The following is a 19,637-nucleotide window of genomic DNA, read 5'->3' on the forward strand; positions in this document are numbered from 1 at the left end:
TACGTGGAATGGCTCGCGGCGCAGGCGCATGCCGGCACCTTGCTCATCATCAATGCGTTGTTCGCGACGCTGTCCGCGATCATGTTCGCGGCCCTGCACATCGCGCTGCGCAAGCGTCGCTACATCCACGGCATGCTGTGGATGGCGGCCAGTCATGCCTGCATAGCCGCCGGATTCATCGTATTGATCGTGCCGGCGTTCCGTGTCGCCGTGATCGGCTCGGTTGTGGTGGGCAACCTCCTGATCGACCTGGGCACGACGTTCTCGCTCGTCTCTTTCTGGCTGTATCTCGATCGCCCGTTTCGGATCTGGCCCCTGATCGTCCTGGTCGCGGTGATGGGGCTGCTGGAAGTGATCTATGTGGGCGTGGTGGGCCAGTACTACGAGTTCATGATTCCGGCGGGCACCACGCTGCGGGGCATCCTCACCGTGACGGCCGGCGTCATGCTGTGGCAATGCCGTGACGAATCCCGGCGCGTCGCGGCCCGGGTGGGCGCCGCGTTCCATTTCCTCTGGGCGCTGGCGCTGCTGGCTCGTTGCCTGTGGTGGCTGGCCCATGCCGACATGGCTTTCCGGGTCGATCCCACCGCGAACTTCGGCCTGGTGACCCGGCTGCTCCTGACCTGGGTCATCACGCCGGGCTTCCTGTGGATGCTGACCCGGCAGTTCGATGCCGAACTGGTCCGGTATGCCAGCCAGGATTCGCTGACCGGGTTGTCCAATCGCCGGGTGATCTGGGAGCTGGGCCAGCGCGCCGCCGTGGATGCAGCCCGACGGCGCCAGCGGATCGGCGTGGTGATGATCGACGTCGACCATTTCAAGGGGATCAACGATCGCTGGGGCCATGTCGGCGGCGACGAGGCCCTGGTCGCGATCGCCGACCGGCTGCGCACGCATGTGCCACCACCGCACCGGCTGGGCCGCGTGGGCGGCGAGGAATTCATGGTGCTGCTGCTGGATGCCGACGAGTGGGCGGCGGGACTGGTCGCCGAGCGACTGCGCCAGGCGGTGGAGGGCGAACCCATCCTGCTCAACGCGCGCGACAGCCTGTCCTGCACGGTGAGCGTGGGGCTGCACGTGGCGCAGCCGGGCGAAGCCTGGAGCGACATGGTCATGACGGCCGATAGCGCCCTGTACGCGGCCAAGCGGAGCGGGCGCAACCGGGTGGTGGTGTCATCGGCCGGTGGGGCGCCCATGGTGGCGCTCGAGTCGAGGGCCGCCACGGGGCCTGGTTCCTGAGGCCGCGGTGGCGGCTTCAACTGCTGGCGCGCGCGACCAGTTCCGTCGGTAGCATGGGCCCGTCCGCCACGGCTTCGCCGGCGATGAGGCGGGTCAATGCATCGACCAGCGCCACGCTGCCGGCATGGATGGGCTGCCGCACCGTGGTCAGTGGTGGATTGAAATGCGCCGAGATGCCCACGTCGTCGTAGCCGATGACGGATACGTCGCCGGGCACCGAGACGCCGTGCTCGTGCAGGACGCCCACGGCCGTCATGGCCAGGAGGTCGCTGCTGGCGAAGATGGCATCGATCGCATGGCCTTCCTTCATCACCGCCTGCATCACCTTGCGCCCCGACTCCGGCAGGAACGACGTCGCCTTGATCCGGCGTGCGCCGAGGGACGCGCCACCGGCCTTCAGGGCCTCGGTGAAACCCTTGAGGCGCAGTGCCACCTCCGGTAGCTCGCGATCGCCCAGGAAGATGGCCTGCGTGCGGCCCTTCGCCACCAGGTGCTCGCCGGCCAGGCGGCCCCCCAGCCGGTTGTCGCCACCGATGCTGCAATATTGCTGCCCGGGCAGGTGGGCACCCCAGACCACGAACGGCACGGACCGGGCGGCCAGTTCGTTCAGTGCCTCGTGCTGGCGCCACTGGCCGATGAGGATGACGCCCGCGGCGCGGCCGCCGTCGACGATGGCGGCGATCGAATCGATGTGGTCGGCGGGTACGCGCGTGAGCAGCATTTCCAGCCCGCGCTCGGTCAGCGCATCGGCCAGGCTGCCGATCATGGCGTGGAAGAAGGGATCGGCGAAGGTCTGCCGGCAGTGGTCCTCGTACGGCACCACGACGGCGATGGTGCGGTTGGTGCCGGAGCGCAACTCCACCGCCATCCGGTTGATCGTGTACTTGAAACGGGAGGCGACCTCGCGGACGCGCTCCCGGGTTTCCTCGCTGATGAGCGCGCTGCCGGCCAGTGCGCGCGATACGGTGGACTTGGACACGCCGCTCAGGCGGGCGATGTCCGCCATCTGCATCTTCTTTCTTGCCTTCGCTGGAGCGGTCTTCTTCGGCGTGCTTTTCTTGGGCGGCATGGCGGGCGCGTAGGGAACCTGACGGGAATACCCCGGATAGTGACCGCCCGGCCCGCTAAACTCAATTGTGCTTACTTCGTGGCGTCACGAACCTTGTCGGCCACTTCGCCCGCCTTGCGCTGCACCTTGCCGACGTTCTTCTCGGCGGCGCCTTCGACTTCGGCCTGCTTGTTGCCGGTGACCTTGCCGATCGCTTCCTTGATCGAGCCCTTGGCCTGTTTGATGCCGCCTTCGACGCGGTTCTTGTCCATGCGCTGATGCCTCGTTGTGGGTGTAGGGCCATCGTCTACCGGAGCGGATGTGCAGGCCACGTGCGGATGCATCAGGCGACCTGGTGCATTCGCATCGGCGGCACGGGTCAGCGCTTGCGTGGCTCGCGCCTGGCGTCTCGCCCGTGTACGCCGCGCTCGCGTGCCCAGACGATGGCCTCGCCACGGCTGTGCACGTCGATCTTGGAATACAGCGCCGCCACGTGGTTGCGCACGGTGTTGTGCGACACGCCCAGCTCGAGCGCGATGTCCTTGTCCGCGCGGCCTTCGGCGAGAAGGCCCAGCACGTCGCGCTCGCGTGCGGTGAGTTCGGCGATGCCCAGGCTTTCGGCCTGCAGCGGGCGGTTGCCCCGTTTCACGTTGGCGAGTTTCTCCAGCAGCGTCTGGCTGAACCACGAGGCGTCCTGCATGACGGCCTCGATGGCCGCCACCAGCTCCATCTCGGTGCGCTTGCGATCGGTGATGTCCATCAGCGAGACCAGGTAGCAGCGCACGCCGTGGATGCTCACGGTGTCCGCCGAGACCAGGCAATCGAGCGCGTCGCCATCCTTGCGCTCCACCGCGTATTCGACGTTGAGCAGGTTGCCGCTTTCTTCCAGCGCCCGGCAGAACTGGTTATAGGCCTGGTGCGTGGCGAACAGGCCGATCTCCTTGAGCGACCGGCCCATGATGTCCTCGGCGGCATACCCGGTGGTCTGCGTGACCGCGTCGTTGATCTCCACCACCTGCAGGTTGTCGGCATTGCAGATCAGGGTGGGCACCGGCGCGATGCGGAACGCCTTGGCGAAACGTTCCTCGCTCTGGCGCAGGGCTTCCTCGGCGCGCCGCCGAGGTTCCAGGTCCATGAAGGTGAACAGCATGCAGGCTTCCTCGCCGATCTCGATCGGCTGGCCCGCCACCACCACGCACTTGGTCGAACCGTCGGGAAGGCTGAGCTGCGCCTGCATCTGCGGCACGGTGGCGCCCTCGTTGAGGCGCTGCAGGCCCAGTTCGCGCCGGTCGGCCAACTCCAGCACGTCCACGTCGGCGACGGTCTTGCCGATCACGTCCTCGCGCGTGTAGCCGGTCATCTCCTGGAAGCCCTGGTTGACCTTGATGTAGCGCTTGTCCTCCAGCCGGCAGATCACGGCGGGCGCCGGGTTGGCGTTGAACGTGCGCTCGAAGCGTTGCTCGGCGCTGGCCCAGTCGCTGGCATCGGCGACGATCAGGGCGAGGCAGTCCGGCGCGCCGTCCGCGTCCGTCAGCACCAGGCTGCGCACGCGATGCACCCATCGGCGTTCCTCGTCGCTGGCCAACACCACTTCGACGACCACGTCGTCGAAGATTTCGCCGGCGATCACCCGGTCGATCGGGTAGTTGCCTTCGGTCAGCCGGTGATTGTTGCGATAGCGCAGCCGGTAACGGTCTCGGTACTCACTGACCGTGGCGCCCAGCTCGGCCACGTCGCCAGCGCCGTGCATGGCGAGGGCGGCTTCGTTCGCCCAGGTGATGGACTGGTCGGGCTCGACCAGGATCACGCCCTCGGTCAGCCCGGTGATGATCTGCTGCAACTGGCGACGGTTGGTGGATCGGGGCGGGGCGGGCGGTGCCTCGCTGGGTTCAACGACCGACATCGAAGGTTTCCTCAGGAGCGTCAGGCGAATGCACTAGGCCGCATGATGCATCCGGATCAGGCGTCAAAGCGAGGGCATCCCCAGACTTGCCAACCTTTCCCCACAGTAACGAGGTAACGGTCATGGCTCTGGTCATGCGTGACAGGCTGGTTCCCAGGATGTCCTGGGGTGCGGCAATCGCCGGCTGCGTGTTTTCACTGGTGACCTATCTGGCGCTGGGCGTGCTGGGCACCGCCATCGGTGCGTCGACGATCGACCCGCTGCGCGAGGCCAGTCCGGTCAGCGGGCTGGCGACCGGCGCCGGCATCTGGGTAGTCGTCACCTCCCTGGTTTCCGTCATCGTCGGCGCGTTCGTGGCCGGTCGCCTTGCGTCGGTCGGCGGCGGCATGCATGGTCTGCTGACCTGGGCGCTGACCTCGTTGATCACCACCTGGCTGCTGGCCAGCCTGGCCGGTAGCGCCGCGGGTGCCGCGGGTGCGGTGGTCGGCAAGGGGCTGTCGCTGACGGGCGCGGGCATCGCCGCCGCGGCGCCGGGTGTGGCCGATGGCCTGAAGGACCAGCTCGACAAGCAGGGCATCCACATGGACTGGAAAGACCTGCAAGGTCAGCTGGAGACCACGCTTCGCCAGACCGGCAAGCCGGAACTGAATCCGGAGACGCTCAAGGACAAGGCCGCCGATACGGCCGATGCGGGCAAACAGGCCGCGGGCAACGCCGCGCAGACCCCGCAGGGTGCTACCGACGACCTGGCCGCCTGGTTCGATCGCGTGCGCAGCGAGGGCAAGCCGGCGCTCGAGGCCGCCGATCGCGATGCGCTGGTGAACATCATCGCCGCACGTACTGGCAAGTCGCACGACGAGGCCGCGCAGATCGCCGACAACTACATCTCCACGTATCGCCAGGCGGTGGCGCGCTACGACGCGCTGAAGGCCACCGCCGAGCAGAAGGCCCGTGAAGCGGCCGACGTCGCCGCGCGCGGTGTCTCCCGTGCCGCCTGGATGACCCTGGCGATGCTGGTGCTGGGTGCCATCGCGTCGTTCGTCGCGGGTATCTTCGGTCGCCGCAGCGCCCCGGTCGTCGATGCCTGATCGCGCGTTCGCAAGTTCCTGAGGAATGACGCCTGGGGCTTGATTGCGATAGACGTTATAACATAACGTCGCGGCCGGACTCCTCGTGGGGTCCGGCCCTTTTCGTTTGCAGGCGTCGCACATGCTCCCGTATTCGCACGCTGGTGACCGACGTCCGTCGCCACCGGTCCCCTGGATCATGCCGGTGGCCGGCACGCTCGCCTTCGTCCTTTCCCTGGCCGCCCTGTCGGCCGACGCACTGGTGCTCCGCCTGGCCGGCCTGTCCCTGCTGGCCGCCGCCACGGGGTGGTTCGCCGAGGGTCTGGTAGCACGCGTGCGTGCGCGGCCGGACGGCTGGGTCGGCCCGGCCCGGGCCATGGCCTACCCGAAGCTGCCGTCGTCGCCCTGGCTCGCGCAGGCCACGCTTGCCTTACGACGGCTTCGGGCACGGTTCGACGCCATCGACTGGACCGGCGACTGGTTGCCGGGGATCGTGGCCGTCGCGGGCAACCTCGTCGTGCTGCTGGGCGTCGTCGGGTTCCTCCGCGTGCCGGGCTGGATGGATATGCCGCCGCCCCTGTGGACCGCGGTGGTCCTGCTGGTGGCCACGCTTCCCGCCGTGTTCCTGCAACGGCTGGCGGCGACCTGGTCGCCTGGCGACGGGCCGGGCGTCGGCGATCTGCTGCGGGCGCCGCTGCTGTCCCTGGCCGCGGGCGGCGTGGCAAGTCTGTTCGCCGCGCAGGGCTACCTGTGGGCCAACGGCGTGCTTTACGTCGTCGGTGCCGTCATCGGCGCCTGTGCGGTCGAGTCCATCCTGCGCGCGGCGCTGCAACTGTTCATGCCGCTGGGTCCCACGTCCACGCGGCGCAATCCGGCCCTGCCGTGGCTGACCTCCGTGCTGCGCATGGCGTGGCCGCGTCCGGGCCATGCGGCGCGCTGGTTGCGCGATGCCTACGGGATCGACCTCGCGCGCAGCTGGGTACTGGCCTTCCTCGCCCGCGCCGCGTTGCCGACCGGCCTCTTCGTGCTGCTGCTGGCTTGGCTGTCCAGCGCCGTGACCGTCCTGGGCGTGTCGCAGCGCGCGGTCGTCGAACGCTTCGGCGTGCCGGTCGCCGTCGTCGGACCGGGCCTGCACGTGCACCTGCCGTGGCCGCTGGGGCGCGCACGCACGGTGGAGTTCGGCGTGATCCATCCGCTGCCGATCGTGTTTTCCGGCAAGCCGGGCGGTCGCCTCATGGCCGAACTGGCCAGTGCGGGTGCCGACGATGCCGAGGGCGCGATGGGCGCGGAGGCGATTCCGGCCGCAACGGCGGACCGGCTGTGGGATGGCTCGCACCCGGGCGAGGCCAGCTACCTCATCGCCAGCCGCTCCGGCGACCGGCAGGGCTTCCAGGTGGTCAACGTCGACCTGCGCGTGGTGTTTCGCGTGGCCGACGACGACGACGGCGCGATGGCCTCGGTGTACGGCGCCACCGATCCGGCCGCGCTCATCCGCGCCGAGGCGGGACGGATGCTGGTGACCCATTTCTCGTCGTCCACGCTGGACGAACTGCTGGGCGAAAACCGCGCCGGTTTCGTCGAGCGCTTTCGCGACGACCTGCAACGGCGCGTAGCCGCTTTCCATGCGGGCATCGCGGTGGTCAACGTGGTGGTGGAGGCGATTCATCCGCCCAGCGGTGCCGCCTCGGCATATCACAACGTGCAGGCGGCAGGCATCCGCAGCGACGCGATGCGTTTCCAGAGCGAGGCACGCGCGTTCGCCCTGCGCGGCAGTGCGGCCCAGGACGCGTCGCGAACGGTCGACCAGGCCCGTGCCGAGGCCAGCGAGAAGATCGGCGGCGCGCAGGCCACCTTCGCCACCTTCCAGGCCAGCACGAGAAGCCTGCATGCCGGGCCGGACGTATTCGTTTTCGAATCCTGGCTGACGCACGTGGGCGAAGCGCTCAACCGTGCCCACCTCACCATCATCGATCACCGCCTCGACAGCGAGAAGGCCACGCTCGACCTTCGCCCCGTCGCGGCCGGACCAGGGGACACCTTGTGAGCATCACTGAAGCATCGGCCACCTCGTCGTCACGCGCCCGTGCCGTGCGCTGGTCCGTGGCGGCGGCCATCGTGCTGCTGGCCGCGGTCTGCGCGTGCATCGTCATCGTCAGCCCGGGCGAGGGCGTGGTGGTCACCCGGTTCGGTCGTCCGGACCGAGTCCTGCTGGCGCCGGGCGCGGCCTTCAAATGGCCGGCGCCGGTGGAGGCGACCACGTTGGTGGATCTTCGACTGCGCACCACATCCAGCGGCTTGCAGGACGTGGGCACGCGCGATGGCCTGCGTGTCCTGGTGCAGGCTTATGTGGTCTGGTCGGTGCCGCATCGCGCCGACGACGTGCAGCTGTTCCTGCGTGCCGTGCAGAACGATCCGGACGTGGCTGCGTCGCAGCTGCGCAGCCTGATGGCGTCGTCGCTGGAAATGACGGCCAGCAGCTTCGACCTGGCCCAGATGGTCAACACCGATCCGGGACGCATCCGCATCGATGCATTCGAGGCGCGGCTGCGTGAGCGCGTGGGCGAGCAGGCCCGGCGTGTCTACGGCGTGGATATCCGCCAGGTGGGCATCGAGCGCCTGACGCTCTCCAGCGAAGCCTTGCAGGCGACGATCGACCGGATGAAATCCGAGCGCGACACGGCGGCCGCGCAGCGTTCCGCCGAGGGCCAGCGGCAGGCGGCGCAGATCGTGTCCGAAGCCGAGCGCGATGCGCGCATCGCCGTGGCCGGGGCCAAGGCCGAGGCGGCGGGTATCGAGGCGGACGCGCAGACGCAGTCCACCGCCATCTACCAGAAGGCGTACACCACCGATCCGAAGCTCTACACGATGCTGCGATCGTTCGACACCATGGATGCCGCGGTCGGGCCGGGCACCCGGATCATCCTGCGCACGGATGCGGCGCCGTTCCGCATGCTGGTGGACGGTCCGGCGGCCGGGCAGGGCGCGAAGAAGCCATGATGCCCGTGCGTGCCCCCGTCCTTGCCGACACGCTGACCTGGTCGTTCCGGTTGCTGTTCGCGCTGGTTGCCCTGCTGGCCGGTGCCTGGTTGCTGCACGGCGTGCAGCGCGTGCCGGCGGACAGCCGCGCGGTGGTCATGCGCTTCGGCCAGGTGGTCCGCACGGCGGGCCCTGGCCTGCTGTTGACCTGGCCCGCGCCGATCGATGCCGTGATCCTGCTGCCTTCGCAGGGGCGCCAGGTGCAGTTCGCGCCCGACGTGCTCGAGACGCGATCGCCCATGGACGAAGGCATGCAGGACGTGCCGGGGCAGGGTGCCGCCACCTCGCCGAACGCGCGCGACAACACGTGGTTCTTCATGACCGGCGATGGAGCCCTGGTGCACCTGCGCACCATGCTGTTCTACCAGATCGACGATCCGGTGGCCTTCGTGACCGCGGGCGACCATATCGAGCCGCTGCTGCGGCGTGCGCTCATCGCCGCCGCCGTGCACCTGTGCGCCAGCCGCTCCCTCGACGGCATCCTGGTGGCACGGCCGGAGGCGGCGGGCACGCCGCGGCTGGCCACGCAGCGCGAGCGTTTCGCGCTCGACCTGGTGAGTGAGGTGAACCGGCGCCTTGCCGCCGCGGCCGATACCCACGGTGGCATGGGCATCCGCGTGGCGCGCATCGACGTGGTGCCGTCCATTCCCGCCGGGGCCAAGGAATCGTTCGACAGCGTGCTGACCGTCGCCCAGCAGGTCGAGCGCTCGCTGGCCGATGCGCGGACCACCGCCGAGAACCGCCGCCAGATGGCCGAGCAGAATCGTGAGCGTGCCCTCGACGAGGCGCGTGCCCGCGCGCAGGAGGCGGTGCACAAGGCCGAGGAACGTTCGGCCGTGGTGTTGTCGCTGGGCCGCGACGCCTCGCTGGACCGGCGCACCGTGGTCGACCAGATCTATCGCGAGCGGGTCAGGTCGATCTTCGACATCGTTGGCCGGGTCGATACGGTGCCTGCCGGCGACCACACGCATGTCCTGATCTCCGGAGCCAGCCCATGACCGTTACCGCCACCGTCGCCTCGCCGGGCGCGATGCTGCTGACTGGCAGCGAGCGTCGCCGCTGGCGCCTGCGCATCGTCGCGGTGCTGCTGGCCGCGGGCCTCATCGCGTTTTCGTTCGTGCTGGCGGCCGTGTTCCCGGAGCGGACGGTCGAGGTAGGGCTGCTCCAGGCCATCGCCGCGGTGCTCGTGGCCGGGCCGGCGTTTGCCTCGGCCCTGCGCAGCCTGCACCAGCCCGACCTGCATGGCGTGGTCGACCAGCTGGTGGCGCTGGCGATCCTGGCCTGCCTGGTGTCGGCCAACTTCGTCACCGCCACGCTGTTGCCGGTCATCATGCTGGTCGGGCAGATGCTGGAAGACCGCTCGCTGCTGGGCACGCGCGAAGCGGTGGAGGCCCTGACCGCCCTCACCGCAAGCACGGCGCGCGTCGTGCGCGACGGTCAGGTGGACACGGTGCCTGCCGAACGGTTGGTGGCCGGCGACGTGATCGAGGTGCGACCGGGCGACCGCATCCCCGCAGACGGCGTGGTGGTGACGGGAACGGCCAGCGTGGACACGGCGTCGCTCACCGGCGAATCGTTGCCCGTGGAAGTGGCGGTGGGCGACACCGTGCTGGGCAGTTCGCTCAGCCTCAACGGCCTGTTGCACGTGCGCGTGTCGCGCGTCGGCTCGCAATCCGCGCTCGGTCGCGTGGTGGCGCTGATGCAGGACGCCGAGCGGAGCAAGCCGCCGATCACCCGGCTGCTCGAACGCTATGCGGGGCGCTACCTCGTGCTGGTGCTGCTCGTCGCCCTGATCCTCTGGTTCACCACGCAGAGCATGGGTGCCGTGCTCGCGCTGCTGGTTGCCGCATGTCCCTCCGCGATGGTGCTGGCCGCGCCATCCACCGCGCTGGCCGCGGTGAGCGTGGCCGCGCGCCACGGCATCCTGGTCAAGAGCAGCATCGTGTTCGAACGTCTGGCCGAAGCCGACGCCCTGGTGGTCGACAAGACCGGCACGGTCACCACCGGCCGCCTGCGCGTGGTCCGGCTGGCGCCATCGCACGAGGACGATCGCGCGCGCCTGGCGTCCGTGGCCATGGCGCTGGGCGCGGCCAGCAGCCACCCGGTCGGGCGTGCCATCGCGCAATGGCCAGGCACGCCGGCCGTGCTGGACGATATCCGCGAGGAGGCCGGCTTCGGCATGCGCGCGCAGGGCCCGGCGGGTCCGGTGTTCCTCGGTCGCGAAAGCCTGCTCGGGCAGCACGGCGTTGCGGTGTCCGTACCGCCGGATCATGACGGGCCGGTGGCGGCCGTGGCCGAGGCGGGTCGTCTGCTTGGCTGGGTGTGCCTGGCCGATGAAGTGCGCGAAGGGGTGGCGGAGACGCTCATTGCGTTGCGCGATATGGGCATCGCCCGGCAAGCCTTGCTCACCGGCGATCGTCCGTCGGAAGCCGCCCGGGTCGCCGCCATCGCGGGCCTGCAGGACGTCGTCGCCGGGGCGCTGCCACCGGACAAGCTGGCCTACGTCCAGTCGGTGGTCGCCGCCGGTGGCAAGCCGCTGGTCGTGGGCGATGGCATCAACGATGCTCTGGCGCTGCGCGCGGGCCTGGTCGGCATGGCGATGGGCGGGCAGGGCAGCGACATTGCTCTGGCCTCGGCGGACATCGTGCTGGCGGGCGACGACTTCTCGCGTATCGCCACCGCGGTGCGCCTCGCGCGCCGCACCCGGCGCACACTGCGGGTGAACCTGGGCCTCAGCGCCGCCTGGACGCTGGCCCTGGTCGGCATGGCGCTCGGCGGCGGATGGGCCGGCAACGGTGCACTCGCCGCCGCGATGCTGCAAAACCTGGGAGCCTTCATCGTCATCGCCAATGCCGGAAGACTGCTCAAATTCAATGAAACATGACGTCATCGTTCGTTTCGAGTGTTATATTATAACAACACTAACCCGGAGACGAACGCATGAACATGACGCTGATGGTCTTTCCGTTTCTGCTCGCGCTGCTGCCCGCCGCGGCCAACGCCGAGGAGCGTCACCTGGGGCCCCATGTGCATGGTCAGGCCAGCGTCGGCGTATCGGTGGAAGCCGATGCGCTCGACGTGCAGTTGAGCCTGCCCGGCCATGACGCGGTCGGTTTCGAGCACCCGCCGGGCTCGGTGCAGGAACGCGCGGCGCTGGACAAGGCCCTTGCCACGCTGAAGGCGGCAACCTGGCTGGTGCCTGCCGCGGATGCCGGCTGCACGCTCGTCTCCGCGACCGTTTCGCCGCACGGCTTCGGTGGGGCGACCGAGCCCGGCGGTCATGCCGATATCGATGCGGTGTACCACTACACGTGCCATGACGCCGCGCGGCTGGACCATGTGGACGTGCGGCTGGCGGCGGCCTTCCCGGGGCTGCAGAAGATCGTGGTCGACACCATCGGTGGTTCCGGCAGCAACCAGCAGACCCTTCAGGGCACCGCCAGCCACGTGGACCTGCAGCCGTGAGCGCGCCCGTCGCCGCCACGCGCGCGAACCGGCTGCCCGTCACCGTGCTGTCGGGTTTTCTCGGCGCGGGCAAGACCACGCTGTTGAACCATGTGCTGCACAACCGCGACGGACGACGGGTGGCGGTCATCGTCAACGACATGAGCGAGGTGAACATCGATGCGTCGCTGATCCGCGACGGCGGTGCCGATCTCAGCCGCACCGAGGAAAAACTGGTCGAGTTCTCCAACGGCTGCATCTGCTGCACGCTGCGCGACGACCTGATGCAGGAAGTGCGCAGGCTGGCCGACGAAGGACGCTTCGACTACCTGCTGATCGAATCCACGGGCATCGGCGAGCCCATGCCCGTGGCGGCCACCTTCCACGTGCGCGACGAGGACGGTTTCTCGCTGTCGGACCTGGCGCGGCTGGACACGATGGTCACGGTGGTCGACGGCCCCAGCTTCCTCGCCGATTTCTGCTCCACCGATTCCATCGCCTCGCGCGGCCAGTCCAATGGCGACGACGACGATCGTTCGCTGGTGACCCTGTTGACCGAGCAGGTGGAGTTCGCCGACGTCATCGTGGTGAACAAGTGCGACCGGCTGGACAGCGTCGCACGGCGGCAGGTGCGGGCCGTGCTGCGTGCGCTCAACCGCGACGCGCGGATCGTCGAGGCGGCGTTCGGCGAGGTGGACCTCGCGCTGGTGCTGGACACCGGCCTGTTCGATTACGACAAGGCACAGACGGCGCCGGGCTGGGTCAAGGAGCTGATGGGGGCGCACACGCCCGAGACCGAGGCCTATGGCATCACCAGCTTCGTCTATCGGGCCACGCGGCCGTTCCATCCGGCGCGCCTGCAACAGCTGTTCGACGAGGGCATCCGCGGCGTGCTGCGCGCCAAGGGTTATTTCTGGCTGGCCTCGCGCATGGACTGGGTAGGCAGCCTGGCCGTGGCCGGCGGCGCCACCGAGGTCGCCGCCGCCGGTCACTGGTGGGCCAGTCGTCATCGCGTGTGCGCCGGACTTCGCCTGCCCTTCGTGGAAGGCGATCTCGGGGTGGCCCCGCCGGACGCCGACGAGCTGCCGGGCGACGACCAGCGCCGGGCGGTGCTCGCGCTGTGGGACGTCCGTTACGGCGATCGGCGGCAGGAACTGGTAATGATCGGCGTCGACCTGCCCGAAGCGTCGGTGCGCGAGGCACTGGATGCCTGCCTGCTCACCGACGACGAAATGGCCCTGGGTACCGTCGCCTGGCGAGCGCTGCCCGATCCGTTCCCGGGCTGGTCGCTGTCGCGCGAAAATAATTCGTAAAAAACGCGATTCGGAAAGACGACCGAAAGACGGCTCGGCGTTAATCGCGCTGCTGCGGTGCAGCGACCATCCCTGGAGCGGCGCGATGTATCCAACGAGCTATAAACGCAGGGGCATGCAACCGCCACCATCGGCCTGACCGCCCGGCCATGCCACGGGTGGCCCGCTGCCGCGGGTGCCTTTCGTTTTCCATGACACGTATCGCGTCGCACGCCCGAGCCTTCGCATCGGGCGGTGCGCGTCTGCGTGTGCGCTCGAGATCGCGCCATGACATGCCTTGCCTTTCGCCTCGCCCTCGTCCCGTTCGCCCTGGTTACCCTCGCCGGCGCTCTCGCCGGTTGTTCGCACCCCCCGTCGGCCGCCGCGCCGGTGCCCGCTTTCACCGTGGAACACGGCGTGTTGAAGGTCGGTGCCGGATCGCCGCTGCGTCGTGCCCTCACCATCGCGCCGGTGCGGATGAACACCGCCGCGCCGCACGTCACCTGGCCGACCACGGTGGAAGCCGATCCGGTGCACACCGTTGCCATCGTCTCCCCCGGCACCGGACGGATCGCACAGATCCGGGTTGGGCTGGGCGATCGTGTGGAGAAAGGCCGGGTGCTGCTCACTCTGGCGTCGGTCGATATCGCCGATGCCCGCGCGGACGAACGCAAGGCGGTCGATGCGCTGGCCCTGGCCCGTGAGGCCCTGGATCGTGCGCAGAAAGTCAGCGACGCCGGTGGCGCGTCCACCCGCGACCTGGAGGGCGCACGCAGCGCATCGGCCCAGGCGACCGCCGAGGAAGCCCGCGCACGGGCACGCCTGGCCGCCCTGGCCGGCGGGCCGGACGCGGTGGCGAAAGACGGCAGCGTCGCGGTCAGGGCGCCGCTGGCCGGCGTCGTCACCGCGCTCGGCGTCGCGCCGGGTGCGCTGGTCAGCGATGCGGCCACGGCGCTGCTGACGATCAGCGACACAGCGCATGCCTGGGTAACGGCCTACGTGCCCGAGGACCAGGCCGGCTGGGTCCATCGCGGCAGCACGGCGGCGCTGACCTTCATCGGCCTGCCGGGCGTGGTGCTGCAGGGCCGCGTGGATGCGATCGATCCGGCACTGGACGGCGACACCAGGCGGCTGAAGGCGCACTTCGTCGTGGCCGGTGAGGAGGATCGCCTGCGTCCCAACATGTTCGGCCAGGCGACGTTCGATGTGCCCGCTACCCCCCATGTGCTGGTGCCGCAAAGCGCACTGGTCATGGACAACGACCGGTTGAGCGTCTTCCTCGAACGCGCGCCCTGGTGTTTCGAACGACACACGGTGGAAGCCGGCCGCGAGGTGGGTGCCGACGTGGAGATCGTGCAGGGCCTGAAAGCCGGCGATGCCGTGGTCACGCGTGGCGGAGTGCTGCTGCAATGATCGCGCGCCTGATGACGTTCTGCTTCCATCGCCTGGGCGTGGTGGCCGCGGTGATGTTGCTCACCCTGGGCTACGGCTACTACGCGGCCACCCAGATCGCGATCGAGGCCTACCCGGAGCTGAGCGACGTGACCGCGCAGGTCACCACGCAGGCGCCCGGCCTGGCCGCCGAGGAGATCGAGCAGCAGATCACCACGCCGATCGAACGCGCGCTGGCGGGCGTGCCGGGCCTAGCCACGATGCGGTCGAGTAGCTCGTTCGGTTTGTCGCTGATCACGCTGACCTTCAAGGAGGGCAGCGAGGATTACTGGGTGCGCTCGCGCGTTCGCGAGAAGCTGGCGGACGTGTCGTTGCCGTCCGGCGTGTCGGCCGGGCTGGATGCCGTCTCCGGGCCCGCCGGCGAGATCTACCGCTACACGCTGGAATCGCCGTCGAAGAACCTGATGCAGTTGTCCGAACTGCAACGCTGGGTGGTGATCCCGGCCCTCAAACAGGTACCCGGTGTGGCCGAGGTGGACAACTTCGGCGGCTTCACCAAGGAGTTCCAGCTGACCGTTGACCCGGCCGGCCTGCAACGCCTGGGCGTCGGCATGAACGACGTCATCGCCGCGATGGCCGCCAACAACGCCAACGCGGGCGGCGGACGCATCTCGCGCGGCGAGCAGTCCTATGTGGTGCGCGGCATCGGGCTGGTCCGGTCGCTGGACGACATGGGCGCCATCGTGGTCGCGCACAACCACGGCGTGCCCGTGATGCTGCGCGATGTCGGCCGGCTGTCGTACGGCCACCAGACCCGCGAGGGCATCCTCGGCAAGGACGGCAACCCCGATGCGGTCGAGGGCATCGTCGACATGCTGCTGCACGAGAACGCCTCGCGCGTGCTGCAGGGCATCCACGCGACGGTGTGGGCACTCAACCGGAAGCTGGCCGCGGAAGACGTGCGGATCGTGCCTTACATCGATCGCGACGACCTGGTCCAGGCCACCGTGCACAAGGTGCAGCACACGGTGGTGGAAGGCGTCGGCCTGGTCTGCCTGGTGCTCATCCTGTTCCTGGGCAGCCCGCGCAGCGCGTTGATCGCGGCCGTCACCATTCCGTTTTCGCTGGTGGTGGTGTTCATCCTGATGCACCTGACGAAAACGCCGGCGAACCTGTTCTCGCTGGGCGCGATCGACTTCGGCGTGATCGTCGACGGCGCCATCGTGGTCACCGAGACGATCCTGCGGCGCCGCGAGGCGCATCCCACGACCACGCTGTCGCCGGAGGAAGTGCTCGAGGCCACCGCCAAGGTGGCCCGGCCGATCTTCTTCGCCACGCTCATCATCATCACCGCCTACCTGCCGCTGCTGGCGTTCGAACACGCGGAAGGCAAGCTCTTCGCGCCGATGGCCTATACGGTGGGCTTCGCGCTGATCGGCGCGCTGCTGACCACGCTCGTGCTGATTCCCGGCCTGGCGTACCTCGCGTTTCGCAAGCCGCACAAGCTGTTCCACAACAAGCCGCTGGAATGGCTGCAGAACCGTTATGCAGGTGCGCTCGGCCGCTTGCTGGTCAGGCCATGGATCGCGGCGGTGGCCGTGCTGGTCACGCTGGCCTGCGTCGGTATCATGGGCAGCCACGTGGGCCGGGAATTCCTGCCGGACCTCGACGAGGGTGCCCTGTGGGTGCAGGTGCAGCTGCCCTCCGGGCTGTCGCTGGAGAAGGCCAGTGCCATGGCCTCCGAGTATCGGGCGGCCGTGCGTGCGTTCCCCGAAGTGTCGTACGTGGTCACGCAGCTGGGGCGCAACGACGACGGCACCGATCCGTGGACGCCTTCGCACATCGAATCCGGCGTGGGCCTGACCCCGTACGATACGTGGCCCGCCGGCGAGACCAAGGCCGATTTCGTGGCCCGGCTGAACCGGCGACTGAGCGCCATGCCGGGCATCAGCGTCGGCATCAGCCAGCCCATCGTGGACGGCGAGAACGACAAGATCGGCGGCGCGCACAGCCCGCTGGTGCTACGCATCTATGGCGACGATTTCAAGGAACTGCGGCGGATCGGTAACGGTATCGTGGACGTGCTCAAGGGCATCGACGGCACCGCGGACGCGTCCATCTTCCAGGAGTCGCCCGTGCCGCAGATCGCTATCGAGGTGGACCGCGAAGCGGCCGCGCGCTACGGCATCAACGTGGCGGACATCGATGCGCTCATCCAGACCGGGCTGGGCGGTGCGCCCGTGTCGCAGGTTTACGTGGACGACCGCGTCTACAACATGACCGCCAAGGTGCCGCGCGACGTGGCCGCCGACCGCGACCGGCTGGGTACGTTGACGCTGCGCAGCGCCGATGGCGCGCAGGTGCCGTTATCGATGGTGACGCATATCCGCGAGCAATCCGGCGAGGCCACGGTGGCGCACGAGATGGGCCGGCGCAACCTCATCGTGCGCGTGGACAACGAAGGCCGGGCCTTGTCGGATTACCTCGCCGAGGCCAACCGGAAGATCCAGTCGGACGTGCACTTCGACCACAGTCGTTACCGGCTGGAGTGGGGCGGCCAGTTCGAGAACCAGCAACGCGCGCAATCGCGCCTGGCGCTGGCCCTGTGCATGGTGGTGGCGGTGATGACGATCTTCCTGTTCGCCGAGTTCGGCAAGCTGCGCCAGGCCGCGCTGGTCCTCGGTGTGGTGCCGCTGGCCGCGCTGGGCGGCATGCTGGCCATCGTGCTGCGCGGAGAAACGCTGAACATCGCCACGGCGGTGGGCTTCATCGCGCTCTTCGGCGTCGCGGTACAGAACGGGGTCATCATGGTGTCCAACTTCAACCGGGTACGCGAGAAGGGCGTGGGTATCGTCGATGCCGTGATGGCCGGCGCGACGCAACGTTTCCGCCCGGTGCTGATGACCGCGACGGTCGCCACCGCCGGCATGTTGCCCGCCGCGCTGGCCACGGGCATCGGTACCGACGTGCAGCGTGGGCTGGCCACGGTGGTGGTGGGCGGGCTGGGCATCGCCACGCTGCTGACGCTGTTCGTGCTGCCTGCGCTGTATTGCCTTATCGAAGCGCGCGCGGAGCGCCGTGCCGCGCTCCGGAGGAACGACGCATGATGCCGTTGCATTCGCACGCACGCCGCATGGCGATCCTGGCCTGGCCGCTGTTGGCTGCAGGCTGCGCCGTCGGGCCCGACTTCCAGCACCCGGATCTGTCCCGCGACTACCCGTCGCCAGGCGCCGTGGCCGCGCTGGCACGGCACCTGCGTACCGACTGGTGGTCCGGTTTCGGCAACGCGCAACTCGATGCGCGCGTGGCGCGCGCCCTGCGCAACAACCCCGACGTGCAGGCCGCCCAGGCGGCATTGATGGCGGCGCGTGAAACGGCCGCGGCGCAACGCGGCAGCTTCTTTCCTGCCGTGAGCGCGGAGGTGAACCCCACGCGGCAGAAGACGTCCGGCGCCCTGTCCAGCGTGCCCGCCGACGGCAGTTACGTGTACAGCCTGCACACCGCCAGCCTGACGATGGCCTACACGCCCGACCTTTTCGGCGGCAACCGCCGGAGCGTCGAGGCGCTGGTCTCGCAAGCCGATGCACAGGAAGCCCAGTGGCAGGCCACACGGCTGACCCTGATCGCGAACGTGGCCGTCGGCTTCATCCAGGAAGCCGGGCTGGCCGCGCAGTTGCACGCGGTCGATGCCGCGGTGCAGACACAGCAACGTTCCCTGGACATCGCGCGGAAACGCCTCGCGCTGGGTGACGCGTCACGCAGCGACGTGCTGTTGCAGACCGCCGCGCTGGCCGGCGTGCAGGCGCAACGTCCCGCGCTGGAGAAGCAACTGGCCCAGCAGCGCGATCGCAACGCCGTTCTCGAGGGCCTTGGCGCGGTGGCGCCGGATGTCGATCCCGCCACGCTGGCATCGATCCTGATGCCCGCCGAGCTGCCTGCCAGCGTGCCCTCGGCATGGCTGGAGGACCGGCCGGACATCCGCATGGCCGAAGCGCAGTGGCATGCCGCGCGGGCCCAGGTCGGCGTGGCGACGGCGATGCGGTTGCCGTCGCTGACGCTCACGGCCGGGGGCGGAAGCTCCGCGGCCAGCTTCGGCAGGCTGTTCGGTCCAGGCACGGCGTTCTGGAACCTCGCCGGCGACCTGGCCGTGCCGATCTTCGATGGTGGGGCACTGCGGCACAAACAGCGGGCCGCGGAAGCGACCGACCGTCAGGCCGCCGCGACGTATCGCAGCACGGTGATCAATGCCTTTGCCAACGTTGCCGATGCCCTGCATGCGCGCGAGGCCGACGAACGCGGATACCAGATGGCGCTGGCCGCGCGTGACGCGGCGGCGCAAAGTTACCAGGTAGCACAGGCCCAGTCCGCCGCAGGCGACATCAGCACCCTCACGCTGCTGGCCGCCGAGCAGACCCTGCGTACCGCCGAACTCGCCCTCGCTAGCGCGCAAACGCAACGCCTTGAAGATGCAGTAGCCCTCCTGCAGGCCATCACCCCTGGGTAGGAGCGCACGATGTGCGCGATCCCCCTTCCCCCTGACGCCAATCCCCGCCGTCAACGACGATTCCTGCACAGCTCTTTCATTGAACGCGTGAGACACCAACGGGTACCTAATCCCACAGGAACCGCCATGACCCGTCTCGCCCCGCGCTATCTCGCCCTTGCCCTCGCCTTGTCCGTGGGCGCCACCGGCATGGCTTCCGCGCAGACCAATGAAGCCCAGTCCGACCGTGCGGCACCTAATCCGTCCACGATGACCAACGCGCCGGATGCCAAGTTCGTCGAAGCCGCCAGCGCCGCAGGCCTGGCGGAGGTTTCGCTGGGCAAGCTGGGCGCGCAGCAGGGTCAGTCACAGGAAGTGAAGGCCTTCGGACAGCAGATGGTGGACGATCACGGCAAGGCCAACGACGAGCTGAAGACCATCGCTGACGGAAAGTCCATCCCTGTGTCCACGATGCCCATGGCTCCAGACGCAAAGGCCGCGGCCATGATCGCCAAAAAGCAGGGCGCCGACTTCGATGCGGCGTTCAAGAAGAAGATGGTGGCCGATCACGAAAAGGCGGTGATGCTGTTCACCAAGGAATCCACCGCGGGCAAGGATCCCGACCTGAAGGCCTTCGCGACCAAGACCCTGCCCACGCTCAAGCACCACCTCGAGATGGCGAAACAGCTGCCCGCCGGTAAGTAAGCCGCATTCCCGGGCACGTATTCACGGC

At 68.9% G+C, this 19,637-nt stretch carries 15 protein-coding genes; 12 read left to right on the forward strand and 3 right to left on the reverse strand.

The genetic code is table 11. From position 1 onward, the window contains the following. The first annotated feature begins 3 nt into the window (after positions 1-3). Positions 4-1,239 carry a GGDEF domain-containing protein gene (locus AB8808_RS09965; RefSeq protein WP_369928961.1) on the forward strand — a complete coding sequence of 412 codons (1,236 nt, stop codon included), beginning with the start codon at positions 4-6 and terminating at the stop codon, positions 1,237-1,239. Positions 1,240-1,255: 16 nt separating this feature from the next. Here AB8808_RS09965 and AB8808_RS09970 read toward each other — a convergent pair whose 3' ends face one another. The 3 genes from AB8808_RS09970 to AB8808_RS09980 form a co-directional block, all read right to left on the reverse strand. Next, positions 1,256-2,308, reverse strand: a complete 1,053-nt coding sequence (locus AB8808_RS09970) for a LacI family DNA-binding transcriptional regulator (RefSeq protein ID WP_369928963.1) — start codon at positions 2,306-2,308, stop codon at positions 1,256-1,258. Between the two features lie 71 nt (positions 2,309-2,379). Further along, positions 2,380-2,559, reverse strand: a complete 180-nt coding sequence (locus tag AB8808_RS09975; protein WP_285404624.1) for a CsbD family protein — start codon at positions 2,557-2,559, stop codon at positions 2,380-2,382. A gap of 107 nt (positions 2,560-2,666) precedes the next feature. After that, a complete protein-coding gene (locus tag AB8808_RS09980; RefSeq protein ID WP_369928965.1) occupies positions 2,667-4,190 on the reverse strand; it encodes a helix-turn-helix transcriptional regulator in 1,524 nt (507 codons plus the stop codon). Between the two features lie 122 nt (positions 4,191-4,312). Here AB8808_RS09980 and AB8808_RS09985 point away from each other — a divergent pair, with 122 nt between their 5' ends. From AB8808_RS09985 to AB8808_RS10035, 11 genes are all read left to right on the forward strand, one after another. Continuing rightward, entirely contained in the window at positions 4,313-5,278 is a 966-nt protein-coding gene (locus tag AB8808_RS09985; RefSeq protein WP_369928967.1) for a hypothetical protein, read from the forward strand. A gap of 121 nt (positions 5,279-5,399) precedes the next feature. After that, a complete protein-coding gene (gene hflK, locus AB8808_RS09990) occupies positions 5,400-7,301 on the forward strand; it encodes a protease modulator HflK (protein ID WP_369928969.1) in 1,902 nt (633 codons plus the stop codon). Then, positions 7,298-8,254, forward strand: coding sequence for an SPFH domain-containing protein (locus AB8808_RS09995; protein WP_369928971.1), 957 nt, complete (start codon positions 7,298-7,300; stop codon positions 8,252-8,254). Before hflK ends, AB8808_RS09995 begins: the two co-directional genes overlap by 4 nt. Then, positions 8,251-9,291 (forward strand): SPFH domain-containing protein, encoded by a 1,041-nt coding sequence (locus tag AB8808_RS10000; protein ID WP_369928973.1) that lies wholly within the window; start codon positions 8,251-8,253, stop codon positions 9,289-9,291. Before AB8808_RS09995 ends, AB8808_RS10000 begins: the two co-directional genes overlap by 4 nt. Next, a complete protein-coding gene (locus AB8808_RS10005) occupies positions 9,288-11,177 on the forward strand; it encodes a heavy metal translocating P-type ATPase (protein ID WP_369928976.1) in 1,890 nt (629 codons plus the stop codon). The genes AB8808_RS10000 and AB8808_RS10005 overlap by 4 nt, the downstream gene beginning before the upstream one ends. A 56-nt stretch (positions 11,178-11,233) precedes the next feature. Continuing rightward, on the forward strand, positions 11,234-11,758 hold the full coding sequence (locus tag AB8808_RS10010; protein ID WP_369928978.1) for a ZrgA family zinc uptake protein: 525 nt from the start codon (positions 11,234-11,236) through the stop codon (positions 11,756-11,758). Continuing rightward, complete coding sequence (locus AB8808_RS10015) at positions 11,755-13,050, forward strand: GTP-binding protein (protein ID WP_369928980.1); 1,296 nt, start codon at positions 11,755-11,757, stop codon at positions 13,048-13,050. Before AB8808_RS10010 ends, AB8808_RS10015 begins: the two co-directional genes overlap by 4 nt. A 267-nt stretch (positions 13,051-13,317) precedes the next feature. Then, positions 13,318-14,442 carry an efflux RND transporter periplasmic adaptor subunit gene (locus tag AB8808_RS10020; protein WP_369928982.1) on the forward strand — a complete coding sequence of 375 codons (1,125 nt, stop codon included), beginning with the start codon at positions 13,318-13,320 and terminating at the stop codon, positions 14,440-14,442. Further along, entirely contained in the window at positions 14,439-17,528 is a 3,090-nt protein-coding gene (locus AB8808_RS10025) for an efflux RND transporter permease subunit (RefSeq protein ID WP_369928984.1), read from the forward strand. Before AB8808_RS10020 ends, AB8808_RS10025 begins: the two co-directional genes overlap by 4 nt. Further along, entirely contained in the window at positions 17,525-18,925 is a 1,401-nt protein-coding gene (locus tag AB8808_RS10030; RefSeq protein ID WP_369928986.1) for an efflux transporter outer membrane subunit, read from the forward strand. The genes AB8808_RS10025 and AB8808_RS10030 overlap by 4 nt, the downstream gene beginning before the upstream one ends. A 126-nt stretch (positions 18,926-19,051) precedes the next feature. Beyond that, positions 19,052-19,609 carry a DUF4142 domain-containing protein gene (locus AB8808_RS10035; RefSeq protein WP_369928988.1) on the forward strand — a complete coding sequence of 186 codons (558 nt, stop codon included), beginning with the start codon at positions 19,052-19,054 and terminating at the stop codon, positions 19,607-19,609. Positions 19,610-19,637 lie beyond the last annotated feature (28 nt).

The organism is Xanthomonas sp. NCPPB 2632 (genome assembly GCF_041228075.2).
Taxonomy (GTDB): Bacteria; Pseudomonadota; Gammaproteobacteria; order Xanthomonadales; family Rhodanobacteraceae; genus Luteibacter.